This window comes from Rhodocytophaga aerolata (assembly GCF_030503435.1).
Lineage (GTDB): Bacteria > Bacteroidota > Bacteroidia > Cytophagales > 172606-1 > Rhodocytophaga > Rhodocytophaga aerolata.
Window position 1 is genome coordinate 56,114 of the sequence record NZ_JAUKPO010000033.1, and the last position, 15,916, is coordinate 72,029.

The following is a 15,916-nucleotide window of genomic DNA, read 5'->3' on the forward strand; positions in this document are numbered from 1 at the left end:
ACAACTAAGGAATATTCATATACTTATGTATCTGCAAAGATACCTCCCATTTCGGGTTGCTTTTGATGTACTCCACAATCAGAGGAAGCATTTCTTTAGAACGGCTCCATTCGGGTTGCAGAAAAAGCTTACATGCCGGATTCATCCGGTCAGCAAAATCTTCAGCCCAGGCAAAATCACTTTTGTTATAGATAATTACCTTCAACTCATGAGCTTGGGCATAAATTCCCTGATGAGGAACTTTGAATTTTTTAGGTGAAAAACAAATCCAGTCCCATTTGCCGGAAAGCGGATACGCACCAGAGGTTTCAATATTGTTTCGGAAACCATAGGTATGCAAGGTTTCGCAAAGCAAATCCAGGTTGTGCATAAGTGGTTCTCCGCCAGTTACGACAGCCATACGCCCAGGATACTTCGCTGCTTCCTCCACAATTTGCTTTATTTCTACTTTGGGGTGTGCATCCATATCCCACGATTCTTTTACATCACACCAATGGCACCCTACATCACAGCCACCTAACCTGATAAAATAGGCGGCATTTCCCTGATAGAACCCCTCCCCTTGAATGGTATAGAAAGCCTCCATTAAAGGCAAGGTTGTCGCTTGCGTAGGTACTAGAATTGAATTGGTCAATGGATTATGTATGCTATTCACTTATATTGGAACATAAAATTAACTAGTAAAAATTCCTTCTCAAGAATTAAAAATCAACAGAGTTTCCTGTTGAATACTGACGAATGAGTAAGAATTAAAATTATTCATTCGTCACTAATCATTCCTCATACATACACCTTCTTTTGTGCAGCCAATAAGGTATTCTGAAGTAAAGATGCTCTGGTCATAGGGCCAACACCTCCGGGTACTGGGGTTATATAGCTGCATTTGTCGAAAACTTCATCGTATAAAACATCCCCCTTTAAACTAAAACCGGCTTTTTTTGTGGCATCTGTGACACGGGTAGTTCCTACATCTATAACAACTGCCCCTTGTTTCACCATATCACCTTTTACAAAACCTGGTATGCCAATGGCAGCAATCAGTATATCTGCCTGCCTGGTTACGGCGGGTATATCATTTGTTTTACTATGACATAAAGTAACTGTACAGTTGCCGGGATAACCGTTGCGCCCCATGAGTATACTGATCGGTAATCCTACAATCTGGCTTCGCCCAATCACTACACAATGTTTGCCAGCCGTGTCAATACTATTTCTTCTAATCAATTCAACAATGCCATTAGGGGTTGCTGGCATATAGGCAGGCCATCCTTTCACCATCCGGCCCAAGTTAACCGGGTGAAAACCATCCACATCTTTTTCAGGTAATATTTTGGCAATTATTTTATCTACAGAAATGTGCTTAGGAAGAGGCAGTTGTACAATTAGTCCATCTACTTCCGCATCCTGGTTTATGGCATCCACAATTTGCAGCAGTTCGTCTTCAGAAATAGATGCCTCGTAGCGGTACAGGGACGACCGGAAGCCAACCTCCTCACAATCTTTTACTTTGTGGTTTACATATGTTTCGCTGGCTCCATCGTTGCCAACGAGAACGGCTACCAGGTGCGGAGCCCTTTGGCCATTTTGCTTCATCCGTTTTACTTCTTCTGCAATTTCCTGCCGGATTTGTAGAGAAATCTGCTTGCCGTCTAAGATTTTTGTCATGTATCTAGCTAAATATGTCTTGTCTGAATAAGGAGGCAAAGTTATAAAATTTGCCGGGTTGGCTCACTAAATTATTTTTAACTCATTCGTAAACTTTTATAAACAATAAACAATCCCTTTTATGATCATTGTTCTTTTGTACATCGCCATGATTGTGGCAACATTTGCCGGTTACTGGAAACTTTATGAGAAAGCCAACAAACCAGGTTGGGCATCCATTATACCGTTTTATAATCTAGTGGTTTGGTTTGAGATCATTGGAAAACCCTTATGGCATATTATTTTGCTATTTATTCCTTTAGTCAACATCTATGTATTCATCACGATGATGACTGGCCTGTGCAAATCGTTTGGTAAACCTGGGACAGGTAATTATATGGCAGCTATATTTTTAAGCTTTATCTATGTTCCGTATCTCGGATTTTCTGACGATGTGAAGTATGTAGGTCCTGCGGAAGGCACGGTTAAAGCACAAGTTGCGTAATGCCAGTTAAGCACCGTTCATTTTATAAAAATCAAAGCCCTGACTCTAAGTGTCAGGGCTTTGATTTTTATATTTCTTAGCAACGAAGAAAAGGCTTGCTTATGATTCTAACTTCAAAACAGCCATGAAGGCCTCTTGCGGAATTTCTACGTTACCCACCTGGCGCATGCGTTTTTTCCCTTTTTTCTGCTTTTCCAACAGTTTACGCTTCCGTGAAATATCCCCACCATAACACTTAGCCAATACGTTTTTGCGCATCGCTTTTACAGTTTCTCTGGCAATAATTTTCTGACCAATAGCTGCCTGAATAGCTATTTCAAACATCTGGCGAGGCAATAATTCACGTAGTTTCTCGCATAAGCGTTTACCCCAGTCGTATGCTTTATCCCGATGTACAATAGCTGACAGGGCATCTACCTTCTCTCCATTGAGCATGATATCCAGCTTTACCATGGTTGATTCGCGGAAACCTATTAGTTCATAATCCAGCGAAGCATATCCTCTGGAAATGGTTTTTAACCGGTCGAAGAAATCAAATACAATTTCGGATAAAGGCAAGTCAAAGCTTAATTCTACCCTGTCGGAAGTGAGGTAAATCTGATTTTTAATAATGCCCCGCTTATCCATACAAAGAGCAATGATGCTCCCTACATATTCTGATTTACTGATAATCTGGGCTTTAATATATGGCTCTTCAATATAATCAATTAAACTGGGGTCAGGCATTTCGGACGGTGCACTGATTTTTACCATTTCTCCACGAGTGGTGTAACAATGGAATTGTACCGACGGAACGGTGGTGATAACCGTCATGTCAAATTCACGTTCCAACCGCTCCTGCACAATCTCCATATGCAACATACCCAGGAAACCACACCGGAATCCGAAGCCCAGCGCAGCAGATGTTTCTGGTTCCCAAACCAGAGATGCATCATTCAACTGAAGCTTTTCCATAGAAGCCCTAAGCTCCTCAAATTCACTGGTTTCCACAGGATATATACCGGCAAATACCATTGGTTTTACATCTTCAAAACCCCTGATAGCTTCTTTGGCCGGCCGATCAACATGCGTAAGCGTATCTCCTACTTTTACCTCTCTAGCTTCTTTAATACCGGAAATAATATAGCCTACATCCCCGGCAGAAATATAGGGTCTGGGTTCTTTATCCAGGCGCAACACCCCTACTTCATCGGCTTCATATTGCTTGCCAGTGTTCATAAATTTGATCTTGTCGCCTTTATTAATCTGGCCGTTGTATACCCGGAAAATAACCTCAATACCGCGGAACGAATTAAATACAGAGTCAAAAATAAGGGCCTGCAATTCGCCTTTAGGATCACCTTCTGGAGCCGGAATGCGCTCAACGATAGCAGCCAGAATGTCGCCAATGCCAATACCTTCCTTACCACTGGCATGAATAATTTCTTCCCGTTTGCAACCGATCAAGTCTACAATCTGGTCAGAAACTTCTTCAATCATGGCTCCCGGCAGGTCTATTTTATTCAATACCGGTATAATTTCCAGATCTTGGCCAAGGGCTAAATAAAGATTAGATATCGTTTGTGCTTCAATACCTTGGGCTGCATCCACAATTAATAAAGCTCCTTCGCAAGCGGCTATAGAACGGGATACTTCATACGAAAAGTCAACATGCCCGGGTGTATCGATCAGATTCAGTACATATTTTTTGTCTTTATAGACATAATCCATCTGGATGGCGTGGCTTTTAATGGTAATGCCTCGCTCGCGTTCCAGATCCATGTCGTCTAATAGTTGTGCCTGCATGTCGCGTTTCTTCACAGTCTGGGTAAATTCCAGTAAACGATCGGCGAGAGTGCTTTTGCCATGATCAATGTGTGCAATAATGCAGAAGTTCCTAATATTTTCCATTCAACCGGATAAGTGTTCTAAATTTTGATTTGCAAAAATAGTAATAAAATTACTTACAGACTATGTAAATTACAGGCCATTAGCCACATTTTCAAAACATTTATTTTTATTGTCATCAAGTTAATTCTTCACCTATACACGTAAACTATCACTTTTCATGCAGCAAGCTCTATTTAACTGGTCTGGAGGGAAAGACTCAGCGTTGGCTTTGTATACCATATTACAACAAAAAAAGGTTGACGTACAGTATTTGCTTACCTCTGTAAATAAACAGTACAACAGGGTATCGATGCATGGTGTTCGAACGGAACTTTTGCAGCAGCAGGCACAACATATTGGTATACCGCTGCATCTGCTTTTACTACCGGAGATGCCCAGTATGGAAATATATGAGCAGGAAGTAAAGGCTACCCTTCGGTTTTTTGAAGAAAAAAATATTCGGCTTTCTGTTTTCGGTGACATTTTTCTGGAAGATTTAAGAGCTTACCGCGAATCTCAACTAGCCAAAGCTAACTGGAAAGCCGAATTTCCGCTATGGAAGATACCTACTTCAAAAGTGATGCAAGAATTTCTGGACCTAGGCTTTAAAGCTATTGTGGTGTGTGTCAATAATCAGTACCTGGATCAATCTTTTGTAGGCCGGATTATTGACCGATCATTTATTCAAGATCTGCCAGATACGGTAGACATTTGTGGGGAGAATGGCGAATATCATTCTTTTGTATATGACGGCCCTATCTTTCAAAAGCCTGTTTCTTTTTCACTGGGTGAAACAATTTACCGGACTTATCCTGGTTTAAAGACGGATACAGATGCTCAGCCTCCGGTTACTGGGTTCTGGTTTATGGATTTACTGCCAACGGATGATGTATAGAGTATTGTTGCGAATGTTCTTGTTGCATGTATCCATACAAATGGTGGCGTAGTTGACTTATTATGAGTTTACTAGCCAAACCCGAAGAGGTGGAGTTTTCTTTTTTGTGGCAACAGGTAGTGTTTAATTCTCTCAGCACAAATCAACTATATTCCTTCCTTCGCCCTCTTTTCTAAAAACTACTTCTTACCTTCCGGCAGATAATCAACATGTAACTTTGGCTTGATTTATGAACATATCAACTCAAAAAAATTATAGTATTTTGTAGCTGATTCGCGAAACAAGCCATGTGGCAAAAATTCTGGTATTCTTTTCCTGTACAATTACTGCTGTTGCATGGTAAAAAAAACCTGTGGTTGCTTTTTTTCTGGGCTATCCTTTTTAGTATAGTGCTTCAACAAATCGGAACCATCTTTGGCGTTCCTTTCTTGTTTTTAGATCCGGAATATAATCACCAGGTTGGTTTTCAAGGACTCTTTATTTTAGGCCTATCCCTGGGTGCCTTCAGTATGGCCTTTCATATTGCCTGCTATATCTTAGATGCACACCGCTTTGGCTTTTTGGGAAATGAATCTAACCCTTTTACAAAGTTCTGTGTAAACAACAGTGTCTTGCCTATTTCGTTTTTAATCACGTATCTGGTATGCTTTGTCCGGTTCCAGCTAGCTAATGAGTTTGAAAATCCGGGGCCTATTCTTTTGGAAGCTTCCGGACTTGTATTAGGTTATACGCTTACCGTAGCCGCCTTATTTTATTACTTTATCAGCACCAACAAAGATATATTTAAGATACTGGCAGGAAATGTTAACCAACAACTTACTAGAAAAAGGAAGATCAGCCGTACCAATGTCCTGAAAAAAGTAGACCAGGTAAGGCGCAACCGTATCCGGGTTGATTATTTTTTCACGTCCAGGCTCCGCTTTCAGCCAGCCAATAATGACCTGATTGATTTATCTGCTGCTTTAAAAGTATTGCGGCAAAACCACCTGAATGCATTTATTATTCAGTGTTTTGTGTTCGCGCTGATCATCAGCTTAGGTATTTTCCGCGATAAACCAGGGTTTCAGATTCCGGCAGGTGCCAGTATATTATTGTTTTTCACGCTGGCCACCCTACTTGCCGGAGCTATTTCTTTCTGGCTTAACCGATGGTCGGTAACGGCTTTTCTGGGCTTGCTGCTACTTTTTAATTTACTGGTAAAAAAAGATCTCATCCAGACAGAATATGAAGCCTTTGGGTTAAACTATATTACACAGAAGGCAGATTATTCTCTCAACAATTTGCGGCATTTAAGTAACCATGAGAATTTTAAACAAGATGCCGATTCAACCATTGCTATTTTGGAGAGGTGGAAAAGCAAATTCCCAAAAGGCGCTAAACCAAAAATGATTTTTATCTGCACCAGTGGAGGCGGTCAGCGGGCAGCCGTATGGACAATGCGGTCTTTGCAAACGGTAGATAGCCTGTTAAACGGCAAGCTTATGCAGCATACGATGTTAATGACAGGGGCTTCCGGAGGGTTGGTTGGGGCAAGTTATTACCGGGAACTATACCTTCGCCAGCAGCAAGATAGCAGCATTAACCGGTACAATGATCAGTATTTAGCTAATATTTCTAAAGACAATCTGAATGCCATTGCCTTTAACCTGGTAGTGAGTGACCTGTTCTTTAAATACCAGACCTTTTCTTACCAGGGCTATACCTATTATAAAGACCGGGGCTATGCTTTTGAGAGACAACTGAACCATAATACCGGAGGAATTTTAGATAAAGCAATGGCTGACTACCGGGAACCAGAAAGGCTGGCGAAAATTCCCATGCTGCTTATGGCCCCAACCATTGTAAACGACGGCCGCAAATTATATATCTCCTCTCAGCCGGTTTCCTATATGAACCGGTCTGTCAATGAAAATATTCCGCTTCTTCAACAGAAATTAAAAGGTGTGGAGTTTATGCGGTTGTTCGAATACCAGGATGCTTCCAAATTACGGTTTCTCAGTGCATTACGGATGAATGCTACCTTCCCGTATATTACTCCCAACATTGCTTTACCCAGTTCCCCAGTTATGGAAGTAATGGATGCCGGCTTATCAGATAATTTTGGGGTGAGTGATGCCGTACGGTTCCTGCACATTTTCCGCGATTGGATCAGCACAAATACGTCTGGTGTTATTTTTCTTTCTATCCGCGATACCCCTAAAGATGCGCCTATTGAAAAGAATACGGATCAGTCCCTTTTTGAAAAAGTAGTAACGCCGATTGGTAGTTTATATCAGAACTGGAGCCACTTGCAGGATATCACCAATGATAATAGTCTGGATTTTGCCCATAGCTGGTTCAACGGAAAAATCACCAGGGCAGAACTCATCTATACCCCTTACCAAACCATTAATTTTGGAAATATCCTGCCCAAACAAAAAACAAATGGCAAAGTAGTAGAAAGAGTATCGTTGAGCTGGCATTTAACAGAACGGGAAAAAACCAGTTTGTCTATGGCAATTTATGACTTTCGCAACCAGCGGGCCATTGCCCAGCTGGCCAGAATGTTAAACTGATTACCCTATTTACTCTTCCATAATTTTCTTCACCCGTCCTACCTGACCATCCTCCAGCCGGACTTTTATTCCATGCGGATGCACAGGAGAATTTGTCAGAATATCTTTTACAATTCCTTCTGTTAAGGTATTGGTCCGTTGATCCTGTTTAAGTACGATGCTTACCAGTAGTCCTGGTTTTATATTTATTCGCCTGGTTCCATCCATTGTTTCTGTGATTAGTCATTTACCGAATGCCTTCTAAGTTACTTATCGTATTCTTGAGTTGTTTATTTCTACTCCCCATGTGCCCTTTTTGTTGCTTAACCATCATAGGTATAAGATAGCTAACATGCTTCAACTACTAAGTATCCCTCCATTATACAAAAAAATTATATAAAAGATTGACATATATCAGAATCTTATATATATTGAATTTATGTATCCGAAAGAACTCATTAAAGGTAGTTTGCTAACCATTATTCTAAAACTTTTGTCAGACCACGACAAAATGTATGGGTATCAAATAACACAGGCTATAAAGCAGCTAACCGGTGGTAAAATTTCTGTTACCGAAGCGGCTATTTACCCGATCCTCCACAAACTGAAAGCTGATGGTGAGCTCACCACCGAGAAAGTAAATATTGGAGAAAGAGTACGCATTTATTATTCCCTTACCCCACAAGGCAATAGCAAGGCCAAAGAAAAAATAACGGAACTGGGAGAGTATTTAAAAACCATGCAACTATTTATAGCAGACAAACCAAATCTTCAAACTTTTACTTCCTATGGCACACCTGACTAAAGAGCAAACTAAACTTATCCGGACAGAAATTACCCAACGGGGCATTTCCCATCCTGATCTGGAAGATGACTTGTTAGACCATATTTGCTCTGCCGTAGAAGATCATATGGCTTCAGGTGATAGCTTTGAACTGGCATTTGCTCTGGTGATGAGCAACTTTCAGCAATATGAATTAGAAAAGGTGCAGGAAAGAACGCAAGCGCTAGTAGGTGGAACAAAAATTTACTATCCCAACATTTTGCAATCAGCAGGTTTAGTGCTGCTGCTTTTCATCCTTATAGCAATGACGAGCCTGATTGTAAATCCTATCATCGGGTTTCATGAAGCTAGCCTTGGTACCTATATTATTTTAATTCAAAGCCTTCAGATCTGCATATGCTTGTTGCTAGTAATCGCTATGGCCAGACATGAGTTGAAGGAGCGAAGTTTTGCTAAACTAGATATATTCTCCATCAATCCTTTTCCAGCTTCTATACTTTTTTACATAATTCCCATCATTTTTCTAGGGGGTATTTGGATGCAAGGATTAGAATCTTTCATTCCTCGTTCCGATGCATTGAATGCTTTAACAAACCGTCGGCTGGCACAATACGCGGAGTCCTCTATTTTTGTCTTTTTACCCTTAATTTTTCTATGGCCCCTTCTATCTGAAGTATTATTCAGGGGTATTATGCTGAAAGGAATGCTCAGAAAATATACACCAACTCAGGCAATTTTCTTTTCCGGTCTGTTTTTCGCCATTAGCTTGTTTAATCCGTATAGCTTCCTGCACTTGCTTATTTCTGGTTTTTTCTGTGGCTGGCTATTCTACCGGACCAATTCTTTGCTTCCATCCTACCTGGTGCTCGTATTGGCTGAATTGCAACACATTGTGTATATAGTGTGGGCCAAACCATTACAGCATACACAATTAATGATGTGGAGAAACCTTCTAATGAATGACGTCTTCTACTATTCCCTGGCTGGCCTTAGTTTTCTGCTAACAATGTTCCTGCTTTGGCGGACAAAAAAGGTATTAGACCGCCAACCGTCTATTTCAGAATTCAGCCTGGAGTAGCAGCAAGGTTCATCATACTTTAAGTAAAGGTCTACATTAATGATCCGGCTAGCATATAGCTGACCTTAGATGCAAGCTTAAACTTTACCTATAAGAAACCTGTGGGTATTATTGTTTGTTCTACGAAAGAGATCATCCGGAAAACTGATTTTTATCATCTTTTTACCCAGGAGTAGTAGCTACTTTTGTAAAGTCAAACACATAACCCAACATGAATTTTTCCTTTAAAGCCGTAAGTCTATCCTATAAAACTGCACCTATTCATATCAGAGAATCAGTAGCTTTGAATGAGAGTGAATGCAAGCGATTACTCACGCTTTTTAAGAATTATATACCCAGTACAGATATTCTGGTACTATCTACCTGCAACCGTACAGAAGTATATTATCAGGCAGATCAAGATTTCTCTAGCCAGATTATTTCATTGATTGCCCTGGAAAAAGGTATTATGGATGCCAGTACTATTTTCCCATTTTTCACTATAATTAATTCTTCCAGGGAAGCTCTCCGGCATTTGTTCAATGTATCGCTTGGTTTGGAATCACAGGTGGTGGGCGATTTGCAAATTTCCAATCAGGTAAAGCGGGCGTACCAATATTCAGCCGATGAGGGCATGGCGGGTCCGTTTCTACATCGCTTAATGCACACGATCTTCTTCACCAACAAAAAGGTAGTACAGGAAACCTGCTTCCGCGATGGCGCAGCATCTGTGTCGTATGCCACCGTAGAATTGGTAAAAGAATTAACAGCCGATACTGCCAATCCGGTAGTGCTGATTCTGGGACTTGGCGAAATTGGAACAGATGTATGTAAGAACCTTTGCAAAGCCGAATTTGCCCAAGTAAAAATTGCAAACCGGACAGCAGAAAAAGCCATTGCCCTGGCTAAAGAATATGCTGTAGAGGTAATAGACTGGCAACAGGCCGCCGAGCAGGTACAAGAAGCAGATGTTATTATTTCTGCCATTCCTGGGCTGCAACCTTTCCTACTCAAGTCTTATCTGCAAACAATTTCTATTGCTCACTACAAAGGGTTTATTGATTTATCGATGCCCCGGAGTATAGAAGAATCTGTAGAGGAAATACCTGGTGTATTACTTTATAATATCGACAACATAAAAAATAAAGCTTCCGAAGCTTTAGAGAAGCGCAAAGCAGCCATCCCGCAGGTAAAAGAAATAATAGAAGAAGCTATTGCCGAGTTTACCGACTGGTCTAAAGAGATGGTGATTTCACCTGTGATCAACAAATTCAAAGAAACACTTGATCAGATCAGACAGCAGGAAATTAACCGCTATGCCAAGTCCTTTACAGCAGAAGAGAGCAAAAAAATAGATCTGGTGACGAAAAACATTATCCAGAAAATTTTAAAAATGCCCATTCTGGAGTTGAAAGCAGCGTGCAAACGAGGGGAAGCTGATCAGATATCACAAATCCTAAAAGCATTATTTGATCTGGAACAAAAGCAGAAAGTATAAATAGCATCATTTTATTTAATACTCCCCGTTAGGTATAAACCTTTACAGGGCTTTTCTATGAATCAAGCCCATACCTGGGTGCCTTCGGTGCAATTTTTACACATGTCAATCTGGCTTCTGGAGTTTAATAGCTGTTGCCGGAAGGCGGCATATGCTTTATTTTGCCACAATTCTTTAAATGTACTTTGTTTCAAGTCACCTAAGCGGTGGTGGGCATCTTTATCAAAACAACAGGGAACTACTAGGCCATCCCAGGTTATAACACAGGAATGCCACATCCGCCAGCAACTGTCGGTTAAGGCGTTTTTAATCTTATAAGTCCCATCTTCCTCTTTTCTGTATCTGGCATATTTTTCTATAGATGGAATCAGCGGAGAACCTTGTTCATACTCATAAATCTGCGCAGTTTTCAGAGCTACTTCATTTACCTCTAATTCTTTTGCCAGCTGATGGACTTCCGCTAGCTGATGTTCATTGGGCTTTATTACCAAAAACTGAAAGATCAAATGAGGGGTAGGAGAATTGAGTGCTTTTTTCCACTTTACTATATTTCGGGTACCTTCCAGTACTTTGTGCAACTTCCCTCCTATCCGGTACTGTTCATAGGTTTCCTGGGTAGTGCCATCGATAGAAATAATCAGGCGGTCCAGGCCAGATTCGACGGTCTTGCGGGCATTGGCATCTGTCAGAAAATGGGCATTGGTAGAAGTGGCCGTATATATATTTTTTGCGGCCGCATACTGAACCAGCTCTAAAAACTTTGGGTGCAGGTAGGGTTCTCCCTGAAAATAAAAAGTGAGGTAGAGTAAGGTACTATGCAGTTCATCTATCGTCTGTTTAAATAGTTGCTCACCCAGCATACCTGTAGGACGGGTAAAAGACCGCAGGCCACTCGGACATTCCGGGCAGCGAAGATTACAGGAAGTAGTAGGCTCGAAGGAAATACTAACTGGCAAACCTTTATGTAGGGCTTTTTTAGTAACTTTTGAAAAATAATAACTGCCCAAAACCTGTAGGCCATTCCAGGCTTTCCGGAAGGTAAGCTTAGATAACAAGTTGGAGGTATCTGTCAGATTTCTGTTCATTCGTTCCTGTTTCGCCTAATAATTCGGAAAGATACGTAAGTTTGTATGCTTTGCTTCCTGTTCTATACTAAATCCAAATAAAATTTAACACAAACTTAACCCATCCGTAAGCTTTACTGGCCAAAATAAATTAGCACATTTGACCAGGAAATCCTCTATCGGTTTCCTTACATAAACCTAAAGTATTTGAGTATGAAAACTATTCTCTTCCCAACTGATTTTTCTAAAGCTTCTGTAAAGTCAGCACCCATAGCTGTAGCATTTGCCCGTCTGTTATCTGCCAGAATTGTATTCCTGTATGCGGTGCGCAGCTTTGCCGACCGCGATAAATTTATAGGCTCAGCAGCCTTTGAAGATGAAACACAAGCCAAACAGGCTCTATCTAACTTAGCCGAAAAATATTCAGGTGAGACTCCCTGTGAGTATCAGGTCAGGACAGGCGTTGTTTCAGATGAAATTGCCGCCGCCGCTAAAGAAACAGGAGCTAACCTGATTATCATGAGTACATCCGGAGCCGGAGAAATTCCAGATGCCTTAGCTTTGTTGAACAGCACCACTACTGACCTCATTAGTAAAAGAATTTGTCCGGTACTGGCTTTGCCGGCAGGTGTCTCTTTACCTTCTATCCGCAAAATAGTACTAGCCATAGACCGTGAACCCATAGATGCCAGTATACTAACCCTGATTACAGAACTAGCTCAGCAGCCATCGGCAGAAATACTTCTGTTAACGGTACTCTCTGAGGAAGATATTCCGGGGGATGATCTGTTGGCAAATAAAAACACAGCCATTGAACAAGTATTAACCAGAACAACTTATTCTGTGCATGCCGTGAGAAGCGAAGATACGATTGAAAGCATCCGGAAATTTGCTGCCGATCAACAGGCAGATCTGATTGCTGTGATAAGCCGGAAGCGGGGTTTTTTCAACATGCTTTTTCATGAAAGTGTAAGCCAGAAACTTGCTCTGCACAGTCAGGTACCTTTACTTGTACTTCCCGGCTAAGGAGTTCAGTTCCGCAAGTGAGTAGAATTTATATAATAACCAATCCGCATTGATACCAGAAATACAGCATAGATGCAAGCCTTTCTACGCACTAAACAATTTGAACAACAGATAGGTTAAGTATAAAAAAATTGGGTTAATTTAGCTTCGCTTTCCAAAGTCTGTCCCATACATCGAACAAATAAACGTATACTTTATGAGTAATGCACTTATTTCAAAACCACGGTTGAGCTTCTGGCAAATCTGGAACATGAGTTTTGGTTTTCTGGGAATCCAGTTCGGCTTTGCTTTACAGAATGCCAATATGAGCCGGATTTTCCAGACACTGGGTGCCAATATTGACGATATCCCTATTCTCTGGATTGCTGCGCCTACCACCGGTTTGCTAATTCAGCCAATTATTGGGTACATGAGTGACCGTACATGGAACCGCTTAGGCCGCAGAAGACCCTATTTTCTGGTAGGTGCTGTACTTGCTTCCCTGGCTTTGATTGTTATGCCCAATTCATCCGTTTTATGGGTAGCAGCGGGCCTGCTTTGGATACTCGATGCCTCTATCAATGTTTCGATGGAACCCTTCCGGGCACTCGTTGCAGACATGCTTCCTTCCCAGCAACGGACGGTGGGTTTTGCGCTTCAAAGCTTTTTTATTGGTACCGGTGCAGTGGTAGCTTCTGCCCTACCCTATATTATGACCAACTGGTTCAATATCAGCAATACGGCCGGTCCTGGGGAAATCCCTCCCTCTGTTGAGTTTTCTTTCTACATAGGGGCCGCGGCATTTATTCTGGCGGTAGTATGGACAGTGGTAAAAACCAAAGAATATCCGCCAGAACAGTTTAATGCTTTTTATGGCGATGGAACCGAGCACCAGGATTCAGAGGGGATAAAAGAAATATTCACTGATTTCATGAAGATGCCTAAAACGATGATTCAACTGGCACTGGTACAGTATTTTTCCTGGTTTGCATTATTTGCTATGTGGCTCTATACAACAGCGGCTGTTACGGCTCATATCTACGGTACGAGTGATACATCGTCTAAATTGTATAATGAAGGTGCAGACTGGGTAGGTGTTTGTTTTGCTGCGTATAATGGCTTTGCCGCCATTATGTCTTTCCTGCTTCCGGTATTAGCCCGTAAAACGAGCCGTAAAACTGTTCATATGATCTGTCTGGTAGCCGGAGGATTAGGCTTAGCATCCATCTATGTGATACAAAATCCAACATTATTGCTCGTATCCATGCTGGGAGTTGGCCTGGCATGGGCAAGTATACTCTCTATGCCGTATGCTATACTGGCTGGTTCGTTGCCTGCCCGTAAAATGGGCACGTATATGGGGATTTTTAACTTTTTTATTGTTATTCCTCAGATTACAGCCGCTGCCATTTTAGGTTTTTTCACCCAATTGTTTAATGGAGAAGCTGTGTATGTGCTCTTACTAGGGGGCGGATCTATGTTTCTGGCTGCCGTATTGACGCTGGTTGTGAAAGATGTGGATGATGTTGCGGAAGTTTCTGAAACTGAACGTCTGACAATCAGCAAAGATCTGGAAATACACAACCGTCCATAAACAAATTAGCCGGTACTTTATACAAAAGGCTAAGCAGTATGCTTAGCCTTTTGTATTGAAAAATCTAATAAATCCCAGCTGTTTTAAATGTATTAAACTCACGGCAAAATGAACATGAACTACATATTTAAAGCTTTTGGAAACGTTGTCTAATAGTCAACAATTAGCAAATTTACATTCATACAAATTATTTTGGTGAGGTTCTTGTTATAGAGGCTGATACAGTATTTTATAGTTTAACATCCGACATGCGCTTCATCCGTTTTTTTTTCCGGCTAACCTTATTTGGGCTGTTCATTTATGGAGTGTACTTCTTCTGGCAAAAGTTTACAGAATTATCTGAGAAGGCAGAACCACAAGTAGTAACGCAACACAATACGGTGCTGGAAGAGATTACAGATATGGGAAAGCTGGAACTGGTAAAATATAACTTCAAGGATGTGGTTGAACACAAGGAAGTGAAAAATTGGATGCCCGATTCCAAGGCTGTACTTATTGTTAGTGGCGAAGCAATTGGCTGCATAGACTTGACCAAAGTACAGGCAACCGATGTGGTGGAAAGTGGTGATACAATTATTGTCTACTTGCCGAAAGCCGAACTTTGTGTCTATAAAATCAATCACGACCAGACCAAAGTATATGATGTGCAATATGCTTTCATGGATGAGGCTCGTCTGGTGAACGATGCTTTTTCAGCTGCCGAAAAACAGATTCAAAGCTCTGCCTTAAAAATGGGTATCCTGGATCAGACAGAAGCCAACGCCGAAAAAATTCTTAAGCCCCTGCTGGAAAAGATTTCAGGAAAAAAGGTTCTGCTACGCCATTCACTAACCGGAGACCTGAAGCGGTTAAACCGCTAATTGGCCATATGCCTACTTGGCTGTAAATAAGTTGTTAATTCCCTCCCAGATTAAGTCTTGTTCATAGCCTTTAGAGAGCGCAAAACGCAACAGTTTCTGTTTGTCTTCTATTGTACTTTTCAACCGGTCGGCATTCTTTTTCTTCTCTAATAAGTGGTAGAGCACCTCTATATATTCTTCATCCTTTATTTCTTCCCCTGCCTTGCGGATATACGCCTCTGGTATACCACGCATTTTTAACTCTTGCCGGATTTTTAGCCGGCCCCATTTTTTTAAACGGAACTTACCCCCAGCAAAGGCTTTAGCAAACCGTTCTTCATTCAGGAATTTTTCGGTTTCCAGCTTTTCCAGGATTTCCTCTATCTCCTGGTCTGGCAGTTCGTAGGTGTATAGTTTCTCCCGAACTTCTTGCCGGCAACGTTCCTGATAGGCGCAAAAAGAGGCTGCTTTTAAATAGGCTTCCCCTTTCGTCAAGGGAGTTTGTTTTTTTGGCTGAAACATACTATATGTGCTAATTAATCAATATGCTGATATGTTAACTAGGTCGAATCTCTGAGTACATGTCAAAAGTTTGCCAAGAGCCTCCAAAGTTGTAATATGAGGTTGT

At 41.3% G+C, this 15,916-nt stretch carries 15 protein-coding genes; 9 read left to right on the forward strand and 6 right to left on the reverse strand.

The annotated features are described in order from the left end of the window. Positions 1 to 4: 4 nt before the first annotated feature. Positions 5 to 586, reverse strand: a complete 582-nt coding sequence (locus tag Q0590_RS30405) for a 7-carboxy-7-deazaguanine synthase QueE (RefSeq protein WP_302041424.1) — start codon at positions 584 to 586, stop codon at positions 5 to 7. Between the two features lie 194 nt (positions 587 to 780). After that, positions 781 to 1,665 (reverse strand): bifunctional 5,10-methylenetetrahydrofolate dehydrogenase/5,10-methenyltetrahydrofolate cyclohydrolase, encoded by an 885-nt coding sequence (locus tag Q0590_RS30410; protein WP_302041425.1) that lies wholly within the window; start codon positions 1,663 to 1,665, stop codon positions 781 to 783. A 121-nt stretch (positions 1,666 to 1,786) separates the two neighbouring features. Here Q0590_RS30410 and Q0590_RS30415 point away from each other — a divergent pair, with 121 nt between their 5' ends. Continuing rightward, entirely contained in the window at positions 1,787 to 2,149 is a 363-nt protein-coding gene (locus Q0590_RS30415) for a DUF5684 domain-containing protein (RefSeq protein WP_302041426.1), read from the forward strand. Between the two features lie 99 nt (positions 2,150 to 2,248). On the opposite strand, the gene lepA is transcribed toward Q0590_RS30415, so the two are convergent. After that, positions 2,249 to 4,039, reverse strand: a complete 1,791-nt coding sequence (lepA, locus tag Q0590_RS30420; protein ID WP_302041427.1) for a translation elongation factor 4 — start codon at positions 4,037 to 4,039, stop codon at positions 2,249 to 2,251. A gap of 157 nt (positions 4,040 to 4,196) precedes the next feature. Here lepA and Q0590_RS30425 point away from each other — a divergent pair, with 157 nt between their 5' ends. Together Q0590_RS30425 and Q0590_RS30430 are read left to right on the forward strand one after the other, a co-directional pair. Beyond that, positions 4,197 to 4,913: a Dph6-related ATP pyrophosphatase gene (locus tag Q0590_RS30425; protein ID WP_302041428.1), complete on the forward strand. Its 717-nt coding sequence runs from the start codon at positions 4,197 to 4,199 to the stop codon at positions 4,911 to 4,913. Positions 4,914 to 5,200: 287 nt separating this feature from the next. Next, positions 5,201 to 7,468, forward strand: coding sequence for a patatin-like phospholipase domain-containing protein (locus tag Q0590_RS30430; protein ID WP_302041429.1), 2,268 nt, complete (start codon positions 5,201 to 5,203; stop codon positions 7,466 to 7,468). A 9-nt stretch (positions 7,469 to 7,477) separates the two neighbouring features. On the opposite strand, the gene Q0590_RS30435 is transcribed toward Q0590_RS30430, so the two are convergent. Further along, a complete protein-coding gene (locus tag Q0590_RS30435) occupies positions 7,478 to 7,675 on the reverse strand; it encodes a YwbE family protein (RefSeq protein ID WP_302041430.1) in 198 nt (65 codons plus the stop codon). A gap of 211 nt (positions 7,676 to 7,886) precedes the next feature. Here Q0590_RS30435 and Q0590_RS30440 point away from each other — a divergent pair, with 211 nt between their 5' ends. From Q0590_RS30440 to hemA, 3 genes are all read left to right on the forward strand, one after another. Beyond that, positions 7,887 to 8,252, forward strand: a complete 366-nt coding sequence (locus Q0590_RS30440) for a PadR family transcriptional regulator (RefSeq protein WP_302041431.1) — start codon at positions 7,887 to 7,889, stop codon at positions 8,250 to 8,252. Beyond that, on the forward strand, positions 8,236 to 9,309 hold the full coding sequence (locus Q0590_RS30445; RefSeq protein ID WP_302041432.1) for a CPBP family intramembrane glutamic endopeptidase: 1,074 nt from the start codon (positions 8,236 to 8,238) through the stop codon (positions 9,307 to 9,309). The genes Q0590_RS30440 and Q0590_RS30445 overlap by 17 nt, the downstream gene beginning before the upstream one ends. A gap of 211 nt (positions 9,310 to 9,520) precedes the next feature. Continuing rightward, positions 9,521 to 10,786 carry a glutamyl-tRNA reductase gene (hemA, locus tag Q0590_RS30450; protein ID WP_302041433.1) on the forward strand — a complete coding sequence of 422 codons (1,266 nt, stop codon included), beginning with the start codon at positions 9,521 to 9,523 and terminating at the stop codon, positions 10,784 to 10,786. Positions 10,787 to 10,848: 62 nt separating this feature from the next. Here hemA and Q0590_RS30455 read toward each other — a convergent pair whose 3' ends face one another. Continuing rightward, complete coding sequence (locus Q0590_RS30455; protein ID WP_302041434.1) at positions 10,849 to 11,871, reverse strand: SPASM domain-containing protein; 1,023 nt, start codon at positions 11,869 to 11,871, stop codon at positions 10,849 to 10,851. A 192-nt stretch (positions 11,872 to 12,063) separates the two neighbouring features. Between Q0590_RS30455 and Q0590_RS30460 the strand changes: the two genes are divergently transcribed. The 3 genes from Q0590_RS30460 to Q0590_RS30470 all read left to right on the forward strand — a co-directional run bounded on the left by Q0590_RS30460 (position 12,064) and on the right by Q0590_RS30470 (position 15,309). Next, positions 12,064 to 12,876 (forward strand): universal stress protein, encoded by an 813-nt coding sequence (locus tag Q0590_RS30460; RefSeq protein ID WP_302041435.1) that lies wholly within the window; start codon positions 12,064 to 12,066, stop codon positions 12,874 to 12,876. 196 nt (positions 12,877 to 13,072) lie between these two features. After that, complete coding sequence (locus Q0590_RS30465; protein ID WP_302041436.1) at positions 13,073 to 14,449, forward strand: MFS transporter; 1,377 nt, start codon at positions 13,073 to 13,075, stop codon at positions 14,447 to 14,449. Between the two features lie 248 nt (positions 14,450 to 14,697). Beyond that, positions 14,698 to 15,309: a DUF4230 domain-containing protein gene (locus Q0590_RS30470; RefSeq protein WP_302041437.1), complete on the forward strand. Its 612-nt coding sequence runs from the start codon at positions 14,698 to 14,700 to the stop codon at positions 15,307 to 15,309. 12 nt (positions 15,310 to 15,321) lie between these two features. Here the strand turns inward: Q0590_RS30470 and Q0590_RS30475 are convergent, their stop codons facing one another. After that, on the reverse strand, positions 15,322 to 15,810 hold the full coding sequence (locus Q0590_RS30475; protein WP_302041438.1) for a regulatory protein RecX: 489 nt from the start codon (positions 15,808 to 15,810) through the stop codon (positions 15,322 to 15,324). Positions 15,811 to 15,916: the final 106 nt, after the last annotated feature.